At 52.0% G+C, this 17,550-nt stretch carries 15 protein-coding genes; 10 read left to right on the plus strand and 5 right to left on the minus strand.

The window, feature by feature from the left end; genetic code table 11:
- Nucleotides 1-34: 34 nt before the first annotated feature.
- The 5 genes from mnmE to rpmH all read right to left on the minus strand — a co-directional run bounded on the left by mnmE (nt 35) and on the right by rpmH (nt 4,954).
- The gene (mnmE, locus tag V4U88_RS07850; protein ID WP_334072700.1) at nt 35-1,414 is read right to left on the minus strand and encodes a tRNA uridine-5-carboxymethylaminomethyl(34) synthesis GTPase MnmE; all 1,380 of its coding nucleotides are present in this window, start codon (nt 1,412-1,414) and stop codon (nt 35-37) included.
- A 1,158-nt stretch (nt 1,415-2,572) separates the two neighbouring features.
- Nucleotides 2,573-3,298 carry an RNA-binding cell elongation regulator Jag/EloR gene (gene jag, locus V4U88_RS07855; RefSeq protein WP_334072701.1) on the minus strand — a complete coding sequence of 242 codons (726 nt, stop codon included), beginning with the start codon at nt 3,296-3,298 and terminating at the stop codon, nt 2,573-2,575.
- Nucleotides 3,295-4,188, minus strand: coding sequence for a YidC/Oxa1 family membrane protein insertase (locus tag V4U88_RS07860; RefSeq protein ID WP_334072702.1), 894 nt, complete (start codon nt 4,186-4,188; stop codon nt 3,295-3,297). Before V4U88_RS07860 ends, jag begins: the two co-directional genes overlap by 4 nt.
- 75 nt (nt 4,189-4,263) lie before the next feature.
- The gene (rnpA, locus tag V4U88_RS07865; RefSeq protein ID WP_148454135.1) at nt 4,264-4,614 is read right to left on the minus strand and encodes a ribonuclease P protein component; all 351 of its coding nucleotides are present in this window, start codon (nt 4,612-4,614) and stop codon (nt 4,264-4,266) included.
- Nucleotides 4,615-4,819: 205 nt separating this feature from the next.
- On the minus strand, nt 4,820-4,954 hold the full coding sequence (gene rpmH, locus V4U88_RS07870) for a 50S ribosomal protein L34 (RefSeq protein WP_040735642.1): 135 nt from the start codon (nt 4,952-4,954) through the stop codon (nt 4,820-4,822).
- Nucleotides 4,955-5,314: 360 nt separating this feature from the next.
- On the opposite strand from rpmH, the gene gnd reads away from it, so the two are divergent.
- The 10 genes from gnd (at nt 5,315) to gyrB (ending at nt 17,256) form a co-directional block, all read left to right on the plus strand.
- Nucleotides 5,315-6,214, plus strand: a complete 900-nt coding sequence (gene gnd, locus V4U88_RS07875) for a phosphogluconate dehydrogenase (NAD(+)-dependent, decarboxylating) (RefSeq protein WP_334072703.1) — start codon at nt 5,315-5,317, stop codon at nt 6,212-6,214.
- Nucleotides 6,215-6,226: 12 nt separating this feature from the next.
- The gene (locus V4U88_RS07880; protein ID WP_334072704.1) at nt 6,227-6,907 is read left to right on the plus strand and encodes a GntR family transcriptional regulator; all 681 of its coding nucleotides are present in this window, start codon (nt 6,227-6,229) and stop codon (nt 6,905-6,907) included.
- Between the two features lie 37 nt (nt 6,908-6,944).
- Nucleotides 6,945-8,306: a GntP family permease gene (locus V4U88_RS07885; protein WP_334072705.1), complete on the plus strand. Its 1,362-nt coding sequence runs from the start codon at nt 6,945-6,947 to the stop codon at nt 8,304-8,306.
- Between the two features lie 46 nt (nt 8,307-8,352).
- Entirely contained in the window at nt 8,353-9,894 is a 1,542-nt protein-coding gene (gene gntK, locus V4U88_RS07890) for a gluconokinase (RefSeq protein WP_334072706.1), read from the plus strand.
- A gap of 492 nt (nt 9,895-10,386) precedes the next feature.
- A complete protein-coding gene (gene dnaA, locus V4U88_RS07895; RefSeq protein WP_334072707.1) occupies nt 10,387-11,733 on the plus strand; it encodes a chromosomal replication initiator protein DnaA in 1,347 nt (448 codons plus the stop codon).
- Between the two features lie 759 nt (nt 11,734-12,492).
- The gene (gene dnaN, locus V4U88_RS07900) at nt 12,493-13,635 is read left to right on the plus strand and encodes a DNA polymerase III subunit beta (protein WP_334072708.1); all 1,143 of its coding nucleotides are present in this window, start codon (nt 12,493-12,495) and stop codon (nt 13,633-13,635) included.
- A gap of 21 nt (nt 13,636-13,656) precedes the next feature.
- Complete coding sequence (gene yaaA, locus V4U88_RS07905) at nt 13,657-13,878, plus strand: S4 domain-containing protein YaaA (protein ID WP_334072709.1); 222 nt, start codon at nt 13,657-13,659, stop codon at nt 13,876-13,878.
- Nucleotides 13,879-13,928: 50 nt separating this feature from the next.
- A complete protein-coding gene (recF, locus tag V4U88_RS07910) occupies nt 13,929-15,041 on the plus strand; it encodes a DNA replication/repair protein RecF (protein WP_334072710.1) in 1,113 nt (370 codons plus the stop codon).
- 17 nt (nt 15,042-15,058) lie between these two features.
- Nucleotides 15,059-15,307 carry an extracellular matrix regulator RemB gene (gene remB / locus V4U88_RS07915; RefSeq protein WP_334072711.1) on the plus strand — a complete coding sequence of 83 codons (249 nt, stop codon included), beginning with the start codon at nt 15,059-15,061 and terminating at the stop codon, nt 15,305-15,307.
- Nucleotides 15,308-15,351: 44 nt separating this feature from the next.
- Nucleotides 15,352-17,256 carry a DNA topoisomerase (ATP-hydrolyzing) subunit B gene (gene gyrB, locus V4U88_RS07920; RefSeq protein ID WP_334072712.1) on the plus strand — a complete coding sequence of 635 codons (1,905 nt, stop codon included), beginning with the start codon at nt 15,352-15,354 and terminating at the stop codon, nt 17,254-17,256.
- The last annotated feature ends 294 nt before the right edge of the window (nt 17,257-17,550 follow it).

Here is a 17,550-nt window from a genome sequence, read left to right on the forward strand (position 1 = left end):
ACCATGATCCGCCGGATTGCATACGTTGGAATCATTATTTTCCCAGGCAAAATTGTGAAAAAATTTGATCAATCAGCGCATCCGGCGCGGAATCACCGATCACTTCCCCAAGCTGTTCCCAGGCTAAACGCACATCGATTTGCAAAATATCGATCGGAACTCCACTGTCTGCCGCCTCATAAGCGTCGGCCAGCGACTGCTTGGCTTTCTTCAACAGCGCGATATGCCGGACGTTGCTGACATAAGTCAAATCGCCGGACTCCAGTTTGCCTCCAAAAAACAGTTCCGAGATCGCATCTTCCAAATGATCCAATCCCTCCTGGGTTTTGGCGGACAATTCGACCACAGCATTTTCCGGGAAATAATGAGCGATTTGAGCGCGATCCAACTGCTGAGGAAGATCGATTTTATTTAACAGCACAAGTGTCGGTCTATTTGTCAATTGCTCCATCAGTTTCAATTCATCCTCATGCAGCGATTCGGCACTGTTGAGGACCAGCAAAATCAAATCTGCTTCCACTACGGCCGCCTTGGACCGCTCCACGCCAATCTGCTCCACCACGTCCATCGTTTCCCGGATCCCCGCCGTGTCCAGCAGCTTCAAAGGGATATTGTTAATCGTGACGTACTCCTCGATCACGTCGCGCGTCGTTCCCGGAATATCGGTGACGATCGCTTTATTTTCACGGGCCAGCGCATTCATCAAGGAAGACTTTCCTACATTCGGGCGTCCTACAATGGCTGTAGTGATCCCTTCCCGGAGGATTTTGCCCTGGTTTGCGGTTTTCAGGAGCCCGTCGATTTGCGTTGTTACTTCCGTACACTTGTCTTTTATGAACTCCATGGTCATCGATTCCACATCATGCTCGGGATAATCGATGTTCACTTCGATATGCGCCAACGTCTCCACCAAACTATGCCGCATGGCGTTGATTCTGCGCGACAAATCACCTTCCACCTGCTTCAGGGCTACCGAAAAAGCCCGGTCGGATTTCGACCGGATCAAGTCAATAACCGCCTCCGCCTGCGACAAATCGATCCGTCCATTCAAAAAAGCGCGCTTCGTAAACTCCCCCGGCTCCGCCAGGCGAATTCCCCGCTGCAACAGCAGCAGATCCATCACGCGCTTTACCGATATGATGCCCCCGTGGGTGCTGATTTCCACCACATCTTCCGTCGTAAAAGAACGCGGCGCCCGAAACAAAGATACGAGCACTTCTTCCAGTTTCTCGTCCGTCTCGGGGTCCACGATGAAACCGTAATGCACGGTGTGGCTCTCCGCCTCCGATAATGCCGTTTTGGAGCGGAACAACCGCCCCACTTCGCCGATCGCTTCCGGGCCGCTGACCCGGATTACGGCGATTCCGCTCTCGCCGACCGCAGTCGAGATCGCGGCTATTGTATCGCTAAGCATGGTATGTCACCTCGAATTTTAATAATAATGCCGGTGGGCGAAACCCTAAGTCGTGAATCCTTGGCGCTTCGCAGACCGAATGATCTTCCGATCGCTGTTGCCATTGGATTGCTTCATTCACCTGAACCTAACTCGGAGGCAATCCAATGGCAAAGGCGAGCGCTACCGCTTCTCCAGATTCATTCGGCCCCACTCCGCTGGTGATTCACCGTGCTTGCCAAACCCTGAGTCGTGAATCCTGGGCGCTACGCAGCCCGAATGATCTTCCGATCGCTGTTGCCCTTGGATTGCTTCATTCACCTCAACCTCAAGCGGCGGCAATCCAACGGCAAAGGCGAGCGCTATCGCTTCTCCAGATTCATTCGGCCCTGCTCCGCTAGTGATTCACCGTGCTTGCCAAACCCTGAGTCGTGAATCCTGGGCGCTACGCAGCCCGAATGATCTTCCGATCGCTGTTGCCCTTGGATTGCTTCATTCACCTCAACCTAACTCGGAGGCAATCCAATGGCAAAGGCGAGCGCTATCGCTTCTCCAGATTCATTCGGCCCTGCTCCGCTGGTGATTCACCATTCTGCGGGCACAAGCCCCTCGCGCTTTCGGGGCGGCCTCTAAAACCATAGGTAAATCCTTGGCGCTTCACAGCCCGAATGATCTTCCTCACCAATAAGTATATCCTAAACGACCGAAAGCCCCGTTTTAGGAAATGTTCTGCCCAACAGCAAGCGCATCCCGCAGGGACAGCGCCCTCTTTCCACCACCTTACTCCCAGCCACTAACTTACCGCCTTCCTTCCCGTAGGAGCTCTACCGTAAAGCGTGCCCCAACGGGGAGAAAAGCGGCTGTTTCCACTACAGTTCACCCGGGGGCGCCGAAAGCAGCAGTGCCTCCAACCCTCAGGTGGCACGGGTGCACCTTAAGTAAGACGGACCCGTAGGGGGAAAAGCGTGCCCACCATCACAGTTCAGCGCATCCCCGTAGGGGACAGCAGGCAGGAGCGCCTCTGTAACTCCTACGTTTCTCCCCTTGCGGGTGTCCCGAGGGCTGCCGGCCCTGGGGGCCCTCCCTTACGGTAAGGGAGGGTTTGGGTGGGTTGAGAATCCTTAGTTAAAAGAAAAGCAATGACATTTGCCGGAGCAAGACGCCATTGCATTTCACACTTCATTTGCTTTGCTTCAATGTAATCACGACCCGCCGGTTGGGCTCGTCGCCTTTGCTGTACGTTTTGACCTCCGGATGATCTTGAAGTTTGGAGTGAATCACCTTGCGCTCCTGGGGAGACATAGGTTCCAGGGAAACTTCCTTCCGGGTTCGAACGACCTTGGCGGCCAGACGCTCGGCCAAGTCCTCCAGGGTCTTTTTGCGGCGTTCCCGAAAATTCTCGGCATCCAAAGTCAAACGAATAAAGCTGTCCGAGTACCGATTGGCAATGATATTAGCCAAATACTGCAGCGAATCGAGGGTTTGCCCTCTGCGGCCAATCAGTACGCCAAGGTCGTTCCCTGAAATGTTTAGGACCGTACTGTCTTTCCGGTGAACGATCTCTACATCGACATGAATGTCCATGCTCTCACCGACGTCCTTAATGAATGACGCCGCCGCTTCATAAGGATCCTGTCCAGGGGAAGCCTCTTTCTCGGGCTGCTCCTTCGGGAACACCGTCGCTTGCTTCTCCGGCGTGGTCCCTTGCGGCGGAACCGATGACTCTTGCTCGGAAAGTAAAGTCAATTCGACCTTGGCTTCCTTTACGCCAATCAGTCCCAGGAATCCTCTTGATGGCTGCTCCAACACATTCACGGTGACTTTGTCCTCGGTGGTGCCGAGCTTAGCCAATCCTTGTTTTACAGCTGCTTCAATGGTTTTTCCTGACGTCACGATCTTGTTCATTTCGATTTTTTGGCCCCCTTGGCACTTTTACCGGGATGACCGGCTTTTAAATTAGAACCGCCCTTTTTCGACTTTCCGGAAGGCACTGAACTTGCCCCCGCTCCGGCAACATTAGCCGCAACAACCGGGTCCTTCTTGCGGTAAATAAAGAAGTTCTGCCCGATAGTGTACAAGTTACTGAAAATCCAGTACAAAGGAAGCGCCGCGGCAAAATTCATCGCCATGACGAAGATCAAAACCGGGTAGATAAACATCATGAACTGCATTGGGCCCTGCATGCCGCTCGGGTTCATGTTCGACATCATCTTCGTTTGAATGAACGTCGTCAGCGCCGCTACGATCGGCAGGATATACCATGGATCCGGCTGGCCGAGCTGCAGCCAGAGGAACGAGTGACCCGCGATCGCCGAGTTGTAATAAATCGAGTTATATAGAGCGATGAACACCGGCATCTGAATTATAAGCGGAAAACAGCCGGCCATCGGATTTACCTTGTTTTCCTGGAACAGCTTCATGGTCTCTTGCTGTTGCTTCTCCGGGTTGTCCTTATACTGCTCGCGAATCTTTTGAATTTGCGGCTGAATCGCCTGCATCGCCTTTGAGCTCTTCACCTGCTTCAACGTAAGCGGCAGAATGAGCGTCCGCACGATCAGCACCATCACGAGGATCGCCAATCCATACGCCCCGCCGAACCATTTCGCAAACGTATCCAAAGCTAATGAAAAATAATAAACAACATTCGCCGTCCACCAGGAACCGCTTTTTTGCATGTCCTCGGTAGTACTCATGTGATTAGCTGGATTCGCGCCGCACCCCGCCAGGACGGCCATCAGACCGATTGCGAGGATAAGCAGGAGCCATTTCTTTTGATTTTTTGTAAGACGCGACACTTCAAAACCCCTCTCTTAACCTATCCATACATCGTAAATCATACCATATTTAATGGGACAAAGAAACAAGCATGCTTATCGTCCGGAAGGCTTGAGCAGCGCGGCTTTACGCAGGACATGAAGCACGCTTTTCTCCAGTTCTTTGTACTCCATACCGACCGCCCCGTTGCGAACGATCAGAATCAGGTCCAAATGATCCCGGATTTCCGGTTCATGCAGGCGGACGATCTCCTTCAACATGCGGCGCATCCGATTGCGGACGACGGCATTGCCGATCTTCTTGCTGGCGGAAACGCCGAGCCGGAAACGCTCGATTTCGGGCCGGGTCGAATAGTAAACGACGAGCTGACGATTGGCAAAAGATTTTCCGTACCGGTAAACCCGGTTGAAGTCTGCCCGATTTCGTAATCTCAACTTTCTGTGCACGAGCTTCTTCTCCTCGGTCAAGCCCCTTAGGGCTCGCTGTCATTGTAGTTATAGACATGTCCCATCTGCGGCAAACGATACAAAAGAACCCCACAAAGTTAGGCGGTTACACCTCTGCTTCTTCAAGACGACTTTGCGGGGCTCCGGTTCAAACACATCTATGACAATGTAAAAAAAGACCACCGTAGTGGTCTTCATGCACGCATTACGCACTCAATACTTTTCTGCCTTTTTGACGGCGAGCAGCGAGAACCTTACGGCCGTTTTTCGTGCTCATTCTTTTGCGGAAACCGTGAACCTTTTTACGTTTGCTCACATTCGGCTTAAATGTCGGTTTCAATGTATTGCACCCCCTTAACAGGAATCGATCACTGTATATTTACCATTTTCATATCCACAGAAAATGCCTTTTTACATTTAATCATAACCCCCCTGAAAAGTCAACAGAGCCCGGCATTTCTTTCTGGGCCAATTTGTGATTTTTCGGAGCCTGTGCATATTTTATTCGAAAAAGTTCTCCACAACCTGCTAGTTTTTACGTCGGAATAGAAGTTATGCACATGTGGAAAAGTATTAATAAGATGGTTTTTTCGGAAGAAATCGCTTTCTTACATGATTTACAGCGGCAACAGATCGGAGTAAGATAAATCATAATTAAGTTGTATACAAGTATACCAATTGCGAAAGGATGTTGAAATTTATGAAATTGGGCATGGTCGGTCTTGGCAAAATGGGGTACAACCTTGTGCTTAATCTCCTGCATCATCAGCATGAGGTGGTGGCGTTTGACATGAATGGCGAAGCCGTTCAAAACGCCGCCAAAGAAGGTGCGGTTCCCGCGTCAGGCCTGGAGCAGCTGGTTCAATCGCTGGAAGCTCCCCGTATCGTATGGGTGATGGTTCCCGCCGGTCCCGCGGTTCAATCGGTGGTGGACTCCTTAATCCCTCTGCTCTCCCCCGGAGATATCGTGATCGACGGCGGTAATTCCCACTACAAAGATTCGCTGGCCCTTGCCGAAAAATTGTCCGGCCACGGCATACACTTCTTTGATGTGGGTACCTCCGGCGGTGTTGAAGGCGCCAATCAAGGCGGCTGCTTTATGATCGGCGGCGACGAGGCGGTTTTCCGGACGATTGAGCCGATTTTCCGGGATATCGCGGTCGACAAAGGCTATCTATATGCCGGAAAAAACGGCAGCGGCCATTTTTTGAAGATGGTGCATAACGGAATCGAGTACGGCATGATGCAGGCGATCGCCGAAGGCTTCGAACTGCTGGAGAAAAGCCCGTTTGACTACAATTTCGAAGACGTGGCGCGCGTCTGGTCCAACGGCTCGGTGATTCGCGGCTGGCTCATGGAGCTGACGGAGAACGCTTTTTCCAAAGATCCCAAGCTGGAAGGCATCCGCGGCGTGATGAGATCCTCCGGAGAAGGCAAGTGGACGGTTGAAACGGCCCTGGATCTGCAAGCCAGCGCTCCGGTCATCGCCTTGTCCCTTTTTATGCGCTACCGCTCCCTTGAATCCGATACGTTCCACGGTAAAGTCGTTGCCGCCCTACGCAACGAATTCGGCGGCCATGCCGTGGAATCGGCCAAATAAGGGGATGACTTTATGAAATTCCCGTCTTCCTGGCTGAAGGGCAGCTCCTTGGGCGAATTTATCGCTTGCGAGCTGCGCCTTCAGATGATTAACGGCACCATTCAGCCCGGTACCGTCTTGTCCGAGAACCGCATCGCCGCCGAGTTCTCGGCAAGCCGGTCTCCGGTTCGCGAAGCCTTGAAAGCGCTCTCCAGCGAAGGTCTGATCACTTTGCAGCGAATGGGCGCCGTCGTTAACGGACTGCAGGTAAAGGATATCGAGGAGCTGTATGACGTCCGTTACTTAATCGAAAGCTTTTCCTGGCGGCGGCTTGCCTCCACCGACCCTGCACCCCTAATCGCCGTTCTCCAGCAAATTGTCGACAAGATGGAGCTCGCCGCCAAGTATCGTGATGTCGTGGAGTTCGCTTACCAAGACCTCACCTTCCATGAGCACATCATCACCGCGGCCAACCATGCCAGGCTGTTGCACCTTTGGTCCAGCATCCGGCCCATTGTGATGACCGTGATGTTGATGACGACCGAAGAGGTATTTTCCGGGGGCGAACCAAAAATCAGCTATGTGGTGGAGAAGCACCGCAAGCTGCTGAAAGAGCTGCAATCCCGAAGCCCGGCGGTGATCGCGGCCGGAATTGAGGAGTATTTCGCCGATTCGGTAAACACCGTGCATACCAGCATGAAGGAAACGAAATAGTAGTAAAAAAGGGTTAAAAAATAGAAGGAGGAACACCATGAGCACGTTATTCAACATGAGCCACAACGCCACCTTGTTATTTTGGACCCTGGTGACGATTGTTTTTCTTGTCGTTCTCATTTCCAAATATAAATGGAACCCATTCGTGACACTGCTAATTTCCGCACTTTTGCTGGGCCTGCTGGCCGGCATGCAGCCGCTTGACGTCGTCAGCTCGATTACGAGCGGGCTTGGGGGTACGCTGGGCACCATCGCGATTGTCATCGCTCTTGGCACCATGCTCGGCAAGATGATGGCCGAATCGGGCGGAGCCGAGAAAATCGCCACGACGCTTGTAGACCGGTTCGGGCAAAAGAAAGTCCATTGGGCGATGATGGTCGTCGGTTTTATCGTCGGGATTCCCGTCTTTTTCGAGGTCGGCGTCATTCTTCTAATCCCAATTGTGTTTACGGTGGCCAAAAAAACGAAAATGTCGCTGCTGCAAATCGGCATTCCGATTTTGGCCGGACTGTCCACCGTACACGGACTTGTCCCTCCGCATCCGGCTCCGATGATCGCTATCGACGCGTATGGCGCGGACCTCGGCCGAACGATTCTGTATTCGATTCTGATCGGCTTTCCGACCGCGATTATTGCGGGGCCCCTTTTCGGCCGATTCATCGGGAAACGCATCGTCCTGGAACCGCCCGCGGAGCTGGCGGAGCAATTTGCGGTCAAAGGATCCCGCAAGCTGCCGGGCTTCGGCATCACGCTGTTTACGATTCTGCTCCCCGTCCTGCTGATGCTCATCGGATCGATCGCCGATATTCTGGATCCTGAGGCCACGCGCAGCTTTACGCTGTTCTGCGAATTTATCGGCCATGAAATCATGGCTCTGCTGATCGCGGTTGTCTTTTCCTTTTTCTCGCTCGGTTTCTCCCGGGGCTTTACGAAGCATGAAATTTCGAAGTTTACGAGCGAATGTCTGGCTCCGATCGCGACGATCGTCTTGATTATCGGGGCGGGCGGCGCTTTCAAGCAGGTGCTGATCAACAGCGGAGTGGGCGGCGCCATTGCCGAAATCGCCACCGGGGCGCATATTAACGTCATCCTGTTCGCCTGGTTCGTCGCCGCCCTGATCCGGGTAGCGACCGGCTCGGCCACCGTCGCCATGACGACCGCCGCGGGGATTGTCGCCCCGGTCTTGGCGCTCTCGCCCGGCGTCAACGTCGAGCTTGTCGTGCTGGCCACCGGCGCCGGCTCCATCGTGCTTTCGCACGTCAACGATGCGGGGTTCTGGATGGTCAAGGAGTTTTTCAATATGACCGTTCCGCAGACGCTGAAATCCTGGACCGTCATGGAGACGATCCTTTCGCTTGTGGGATTGGGACTGATTCTCCTCATTAACGCTTTTTTCTAATATAATGATAAAAATATTCAAACATGGAGAGAGAGGGTAATATCGGATGGAACAAAAAGCTTATATGATCGGCGTGGATATTGGAACGACAAGCACCAAAGCGGTGTTATTCGAAGAAAACGGGACCATCGTCGCCTCCGCCAATGAAGAATATCCGCTGTATACCGAAGCGGCCGACGTTGCCGAGCAGGATCCGGAGGAAATTTTCAGCGCCGTCCTGAATGCGATTCGGCATGTCATGACGCAAAGCAATGCCGCGCCGGAGCGGATTTTGCTCGTTTCCTTCAGCACGGCTATGCATAGCGTCATCCCGATCGACCCATCCGGCAAGCCGCTGATGCGGTGTCTCACCTGGGCGGACAACCGAAGCGTCGAATGGTCGAAAAAATTAAAAAATGAGCTCGGCGGACATGAGATTTACCTGCGCACCGGAACCCCAATCCACCCGATGTCTCCGCTATCCAAGCTGCTGTGGCTGCGCCATGACAAAGCGGATATTTTTAAGCAAACCTTTAAATTCATCTCCATAAAAGAATATGTCTTTGCGAAGCTGTTCGGAGAATACGTCGTCGATCATTCCATCGCCTCCAGCACCGGACTTTTGAACTTGGAGCGGCTGGATTGGGATGAGGAAGCGCTGCGGGTCGCCGGCATCACGCCGGATCAACTGTCCACACTGGTACCGACCACCCACATCATGAACCGACTATCCGAATCTTATGCCGAAAAAATGGGGCTCCTCCCCTCCACTCCCTTCGTCATCGGGGCCAGCGACGGCGTGCTGTCGAATCTGGGCGTGAACGCCATCGCCCCCGGTGTCGTTGCCGTGACGATCGGAACGAGCGGCGCCATCCGTACGGTCGTGGATCGTCCGAAAACCGACCCCAAAGGCCGTATCTTCTGCTATGCGCTGACCGAAAAACACTGGGTCATCGGCGGAGCGGTCAATAACGGCGGCGTGATTTTCCGCTGGGTGCGCGACGAATTCGCCGCTTCCGAGGTGGAGACCGCCAAACGGCTGGGGATCAGCCCTTACGATGTATTGACCAAAATTGGCGAAAGAGTGGCGCCGGGATCGAACGGCCTCCTGTTTCATCCTTATCTGGCCGGCGAACGAGCTCCTTTATGGAACCCGAACGCCCGCGGCTCGTTTTTCGGCTTGACGCTGCATCATCAGAAAGAGCATATGATCCGCGCCGTATTGGAAGGCGTTATATATAATTTGTATACCGTACTGCTGGCAATGGAGGAACAGATTGGAGAGCCGCGAAAAATCCAAGCTACGGGCGGATTTGCCCGCTCCCCGCTCTGGCGTCAGATGCTGGCCGACATCTTCGATCAAAAAGTTGTCATCCCCGAAAGCATCGAAAGCTCTTGTCTCGGCGCAGTCGTCCTGGGGCTGTACGCGCTAGGCAAAATTGATTCCTTTGACGCCGTTTCCGACATGGTCGGCGGCACCTTCGAGCATTCGCCAATCAAAGAGCATGCCACGGTGTACAAGGAACTCCTCCCGATTTATATCCGGATCTCCCGCAAGCTGGAGGAGGATTACGAAGCGATCGCCAAATTCCAGCGCGGCCTGAAATAGGATTAAGGAACGAAACAATCGCACCTGAAAAAAGACGGTCTCCGAAGTTTTCTCGGAGAACCGTCTTTTTTGTCTATAAAAAGTATTCACAACCCCATTTAGGAAAATGTCGGACTTTTGGATATCCTGTGTATAATTTTATTTAAAACAACTCGGATGTTGTCGAAATTTAAACAATTTATAAACAATATGTAGTGTTGTGGGTTAAAATTATACACAAGTTATTGAATTTGTGGATAAAAAACAGCAACGCATTGAAATATAAGCCTTCTTTTGCTATGATTATATTGTTTTTTGGTGTGAATATCTATTTTAAAGCCATAAATTATTAACAGCCTGTGGATAACATTGTGAACAATTCAAATTTATCCATGTTTATAATCATTCCACTTTACTGACTCATGGGGATAAATGTCCCCTTTATTTATGTTTTTTCGACCCTTTCTGCATGGCTCATGCCACAATTGGAAGATTTTAAAGGAGTGACCGTCTGTGGATAGCCATACCTCCGACCTATGGCAGCAAATCTTATCCATCATTAATACAAAACTCAGCAAACCCAGCTTCGATACCTGGTTCAAAGCCACCAAAATCGTATCCCTGAACGATCGTTCGATCGTCATCTCCGCCCCCACCACTTTTGCTGTGGAATGGCTGGAGAGCCGTTATACGAAACTGGTCGCAACCACGGTTTTCGAATTTCTCGGCAAACAGGTTGACGTATCCTTTGTGATTGAGGAATCCGCCGCGCCCGAGCAGACGCAGGTTTACAAGGAACCCCCCGCACCCGTCCAGCTGGAGGAAAGCGTTTCCAATATGCTGAATCCCAAATATACCTTTGATACGTTCGTTATCGGTTCCGGCAACCGGTTCGCGCACGCTGCCTCGCTGGCTGTTGCCGAAGCGCCGGCGCGCGCCTACAACCCGCTTTTTCTATACGGAGGGGTAGGTCTCGGCAAGACGCATTTGATGCACGCCATCGGTCACTATATTTTGGAGCATAGTCCAAGCAGCAAGGTGGTCTACATCTCATCCGAGAAATTTACGAACGAATTCATTAACTCCATCCGGGATAACCGGGCGGAGAGCTTCCGCAACAAATATCGGAACATCGATATCCTGCTGATTGACGACATCCAGTTTATCGCCGGCAAGGAATCGACGCAGGAGGAGTTTTTCCATACCTTCAACGCACTCCACGAGGAGCGCAAGCAGATCATCATATCCAGTGACCGGCCGCCCAAGGAAATTCCGACTTTGGAAGACCGGCTCAGATCCCGGTTCGAATGGGGGCTGATCACCGATATCCAACCGCCGGATCTGGAAACCCGGATCGCGATTCTGCGCAAGAAAGCGAAAGCGGAGAATCTCGATATTCCGAATGAAGCGATGATGTATATCGCGAACCAAATCGATACGAACATCCGGGAGCTGGAAGGCGCGCTGATCCGCGTGGTGGCGTACTCTTCCCTCATCAATCAGGATATCACCACCCATTTGGCCGCCGAAGCCCTGAAGGACATCATTCCATCGAGCCGGCCGAAAATGATTACAATTCAGGATATCCAGCAAAAAGTCGGCGAATATTACAACTTGAGGCTGGAGGATTTTAAAGCCCGGAAACGGACCAAGGCGATCGCTTTTCCCCGTCAAATCGCCATGTATTTATCCAGGGAATTAACGGATTTCTCGCTTCCCAAAATCGGGGATGCCTTCGGCGGACGGGATCATACCACGGTCATTCACGCCCACGAAAAAATATCCCAGCAGTTGAAAACCGATCAGGATCTCTATAAAGTTATCAACAACATTACGGAGAAAATCAAAAATTCATCCTGAATAAGCTATAAGCCTATGCACATGATATTCACATGTGGATAGGCTTCATTTCATATATTTTGTTCCGTTATCCACATATTCAGGGCCCCTACTACTTCTTCTATATATTTTAAAGATATACATCATCATAAAATAGCGGCCAAGCCGCCACGGGAAGAGCAGTACAACCTATGCTGAGATCAACCGGCTATTAAGCTCCGGTTTTCTATCCATTTCAGTTCGGATTAGCGGAAATTGCATTTACTTGCTAAAATCAAATATATGCAGGTACGGGCCGATAATATGCCTACGAAGTAAAGCTTTATTGCAAATAGGGGTTGAACTCCACAATTGTAGATATAAAGCGCCACCGTCGGAGTCACCACTTTAACGGGAAAGTCTCCCGTTAATCTACCGCTCTTGACTCTTGGATCGGAATTAGCTGGAAAAGCTCCATCTATTTCTCGGCCCAATTGCCGGTATACGCAATTTCAGGGAAACTAGCGGGAGGTTTTCCAGCTAAATCACCTCTGCAGCCGCGTACGCACCAAATTAACGGGAAGAATTCCCTTTATTTTGAACCAACCAAATTAGTTGTAGGCCAAGAGTGTGAAAAGAACCCTTTACACCGCCGCCTAATATGCAAATCAATAGTTCAACCTATAAAGTTAAATCAAAAAAGTAAAGCTCCATAAAACAAAGCAATTGCTTACGAAGCAAGTTTTATTGCAAAGGCTATTCAAGATGTGATGTTCCATAAAACTTTTAGGAGTTGAAGTTATGAAAATCCGCGTTTTAAAGCATGATTTGAACGAATCTATCCAGCATGTGGCTAAGGCGATTTCCAGCCGCACCACCATCCCGATTTTGACGGGGATCAAGCTGGAGGTTAATTTTCAGGGGATGACGCTGACGGCCAGCGATACCGATATTTCCATCCAGGCGTTTATTCCGGCTGAAGATCAGGAGAAGCAAATCGTGCAAGTTGAACGCCCGGGTAGTGTAGTGCTGCCGGCGAAGTTTTTTGTGGAAATCATTAAAAAACTTCCTTCCAGCGAAATCGAAATGGAAGTGGGCGAAGGATTTAAAACGCAAATCCGTTCCGGCTCCACCGATATCCAAATGGTCGGCCTGGATCCCGAAGAGTTCCCGGTGCTGCCGAATATTGAAGAGAATCAGGTCATTTCCATTCCGGGCGACCTGCTTAAAAATATGATCAAGCAAACGGTCTTCTCGATTTCGACCAATGAAAGCTCCCCGATTCTGACAGGGGTGTTGTGGAATTTGAGCGATAACCAGTTCAAATTTGTGGCTACCGACCGTCACCGGCTGGCCAGCCGTACGGCGGGGCTGGACGATGCGGAAGGCGTGCGTTTCAGCAATATCGTCATTTCCGGTAAAACGCTGAACGAGCTCAGCAAGATCGTTCCCGACCAGAATACACGGGTGGACATCGTCGTAGCGGACAACCAGGTCTTGTTCAAAATTGACCGGGTACTCTTTTATACCCGTATTTTGGACGGAACTTATCCGGATACTTCCAAGATTATTCCGACAACCTACAAAACAGAACTGGTTTTGGATACAAAAAAATTAAGCGAGTCCATTGACCGCGCTTATTTGCTGTCCCGTGAAGAAAAAACGAATATCGTGCGGCTGCAGACGCTGGAGAACGGAACGATCGAGATTTCGTCCAGTTCCTCCGAACTGGGCAAGGTCACCGAGCAGTTGGATCTGGCGGAATTTACGGGCGATCCGCTGCGGATTTCGTTCAACTCCAAATATATGCTTGATGTGTTGAAAGTGGTGGAGAGCGAGCAGCTTCACATCGGTTTCACCGGGGCCATGAGCCCCATCATCATCAAACCGGTGGATGACAGCCAAAGCCTTTATCTGATCCTGCCATACCGGACTACAAATTAAAGAGAGGTCGTTGGACACGCGATGAAGACGATTCCGATTTCCAGTGAATATATCAAACTGGATCAATTTCTGAAGCTGGCCGACTGCGTTTCGACCGGCGGCATGGCCAAGGCGCTGCTGCAGGAAGAAGCCGTCAAGGTAAACGGAGAGCCCGAGGACCGGAGAGGCCGGAAGCTGTACCCCGGCGATACGATTTCCGTGGAAGACTGCGGTACTTTCCAGGTAGTTCGCGGCGAGGAGTAACGGCTCCCTAACCTGGACGTCAGGGGGACACGAGGAGGGCCTGGATACCATTGTTTGTTAAATCGATATCACTTGCGAATTACCGTAATTATGAGGCGCTGTCGCTGGGCTCCTTCGGCAGCGTCAATCTCATGATCGGGCGCAATGCCCAAGGGAAGACGAATCTGCTGGAGGCGCTGCTTGTACTTGCGCTTACCAAATCGCACCGGACGGCGAAGGATAAGGAACTGATCTCCTTTGGCAGCGCCCAGGCTACGGTGTGGGCGGAGGTGGAGCGGAAATACGGGACGGTCGGTCTCGAGCTGCGCTTCTCCCAACAGGGAAAACGGGCCAAGCTGAACGGCCTGGAGCAGCGGAAGCTGAGCGATTTCATCGGGGCGCTGAACGCCGTGATGTTTGCCCCGGAGGATTTGGAGATCGTCAAAGGAACTCCCGGGGTCCGGCGGCGGTTTCTGGATATGGAGATCGGGCAAGTGCAGCCCAGCTATCTTTTTCACCTTCAGCAGTATCAAAAAGTGCTGGTTCAACGCAATAACCTTCTGAAGCAGGCGTGGGGGGCAGGACCGGAGGTCACCACTATGCTGGAGATCTGGAATGAGCAGTTGGCGGAGCATGGTGTTAAAATCATCAAGAAAAGGAAACAATTTATAAGAAAACTGCAAAAATGGGCGCAGCAGATTCACGAGGGCATTACCGGGGGCGGGGAAAACCTGAAATTATCCTACCTTCCGTCCTTCGGCGAAGCCGAAGAAGAAGATGAAGCTGTCTTATTGGAGCAATTTATGATAAAGTTATCACAAACGAAAGATCAGGAAATCCGCCGCGGAATGACCCTTGCGGGTCCGCACCGGGACGATTTGGCGTTTCATATCAACGGCAATGAAGCGCAAAGCTTCGGCTCTCAAGGGCAGCAGCGGACGACGGCCTTATCACTTAAATTGGCGGAGATCGAGCTGATTCACGAGGAAATCGGGGAGTACCCCATTTTACTTCTGGACGATGTACTGTCCGAACTGGATCCTTACCGCCAAACTCAATTGATTGAAACGTTTCAAAGCAAAGTGCAGACGTTCATTACGGCTACCGGGATTGAGAGCCTCAATGCCAGCCGTCTTCAGGACGCCAGCATTTTTCATGTTCAAGAGGGACAGGTTCATCCATAGAGACGGGGGGAATCGCGTTGTACATTCATCTGGGCGGGGAGAAGGTGGTCCTATCCTCGGAAGTGGTGGCGATTTTCGATATTTCGATCGAGAAATCTTCGAAAATCTCGAAGCAATTCGTCAGCCATGCTATCAAGGAGAAGCAGGTCATGCGGATCGGAGAAGAGGAGTCCAAGTCGATAGTCGTCACCGGGGATACCGTGTACTATTCGCCGATTTCCTCCGCGACGTTGAAGAAGAAGAGCAACGTTTCATCCATGATTTAATCCACCCGACATAGAATTTATAGAAGTAGGTGAAGGCAGTGTCTATGAACGAGCAATCGTATGATGAGAGTCAGATACAGGTACTGGAAGGTCTGGAAGCGGTACGGAAACGGCCGGGGATGTACATCGGTTCGACCAGTTCCCGCGGGCTGCATCATTTGGTCTGGGAAATCGTCGATAACAGTATTGACGAAGCCTTGGCCGGCTATGCGAACAAAATCGATGTCACGGTTCATGAAGACAACAGCGTGACCGTTGTCGATAACGGTCGCGGTATTCCGGTCGGGGAGAATCAGAAGCTGAAGAAATCCACGCTGGAGGTCGTCATGACGGTCCTTCACGCCGGGGGTAAGTTCGGCGGCGGCGGGTATAAAGTATCCGGCGGTCTTCACGGGGTAGGGGTTTCCGTCGTAAACGCCCTGTCCGAAAAAGTGCTGGTTCAGGTTCACCGGGACGGCCATATTTATCAGCAGGAATACCGCCGCGGGACACCGCAATATGATGTGAAGGTCGTAGGCGATTCCTCGATTACGGGAACGAAGACGACGTTTCATCCCGATCCGGAGATTTTTACCGAAACCACAGTTTATGATTACAATACGCTGCTCACCCGGATCCGCGAGCTGGCGTTTTTGAATAAAGGCATTAATATTTCCTTGACCGACGAACGGAGCGGTGTATCGGAATCGTTCCATTACGAGGGCGGGATCATGGAGTATGTGAAGTTCCTGAATCAGAACCGGGAGGTCCTCCACGAGCAGCCGATTTATGTGGAAGGCCAGCGGGATATGGTTCAGGTGGAAATCGCTTTGCAGTATAACGACAGCTATACGGAAAATATTTTTTCGTTCGCCAACAACATCAATACGCATGAGGGCGGTACGCACGAGTCGGGCTTCAAGAGCGCTTTGACGCGGATTATCAACGACTATGCCCGCAAGAGCAGCGCGATCAAGGAGAACGACTCCAACCTGACCGGGGACGATGTCCGTGAAGGCTTAACGGCGATCATCTCCGTCAAAATTCCCGAACCGCAGTTCGAGGGGCAGACGAAGACCAAGCTCGGCAACAGCGAAGTGCGCGGGATTGTCGAGTCCCTGTTTGCCGAGAAGCTGCAGGAGTTCATGGAGGAGAATCCGGCGGTCGCCCGGCGCGTTCTCGACAAGGCGCTGCAGGCTTCGCGGGCCCGGGAAGCGGCCCGGAAAGCGCGCGAGCTGACCCGGCGCAAGAGTGCGCTTGAAGTCAGCGCCCTGCCGGGCAAGCTGGCGGACTGCTCCTCGAAGGACGCGTCCATCAGTGAGCTCTACATCGTCGAAGGTGACTCGGCGGGCGGTTCGGCCAAGCAAGGCCGGGATCGTCACTTCCAGGCGATTCTGCCGCTGCGCGGGAAGATCCTGAACGTCGAGAAGGCCCGCTTGGACCGGATCCTCGGCAACGCCGAAATCCGGGCGATCATCACGGCGCTCGGCACCGGGATCGGCGAGGAGTTCGACATTTCGAAGGCCCGGTACCATAAGATTATCATTATGACCGATGCCGACGTCGACGGCGCGCATATCCGCACCCTGCTGCTGACGTTCTTCTTCCGCTACATGCGGAAGATCATCGAGGCCGGGTACGTCTACATCGCGATGCCGCCGCTCTTCAAGATCGAGCGGAACAAGGTCGTTCGCTATGCCGGTTCCGAACGCGAGCGCGATGAAATCATCGCGGAATTCGGCGAGAACGCCAAGTTCAACGTGCAGCGTTATAAAGGTCTCGGGGAGATGAATCCCGAGCAGCTGTGGGAAACGACGATGGATCCGGAAAGCCGGACCATGCAGCAGGTTTCCATCGCCGACGCAATTCAGGCCGACGCGATCTTCGACACGCTGATGGGCGACAACGTCGAACCGCGGCGCGACTTTATCAATGAGCATGCGAAAACGGTCAAGAACCTCGACATTTAAGGGGAAGGACCGAACACGAACAAGTCAAAATTAGCGTGAAAATGAGCAAAATACCGTCATTTCGATGACGGTATTTTTTTGCAATTTGTCATTTAACCGGGATCGCCAGCCTGAAGAACTTGCGAATTTGGCGTGTGCGAGCGGCCAAAGATGAGAGCATCTTCATCTGAAACCGGGCTAATTCAGCAGGCTGTTCAAGCAGGGAACCGGGATGACGTTTATCGAATAAGTTACTAGCATAAAATGGAACGGGCCAAAAACTGCCGGGTACCACAAGCTGTACGTCTGGCGAAA

The organism is Paenibacillus sp. A14 (assembly GCF_036864815.1).
In the GTDB taxonomy this organism is placed as follows: Bacteria; Bacillota; Bacilli; order Paenibacillales; family Paenibacillaceae; genus Fontibacillus; species Fontibacillus sanfengchensis.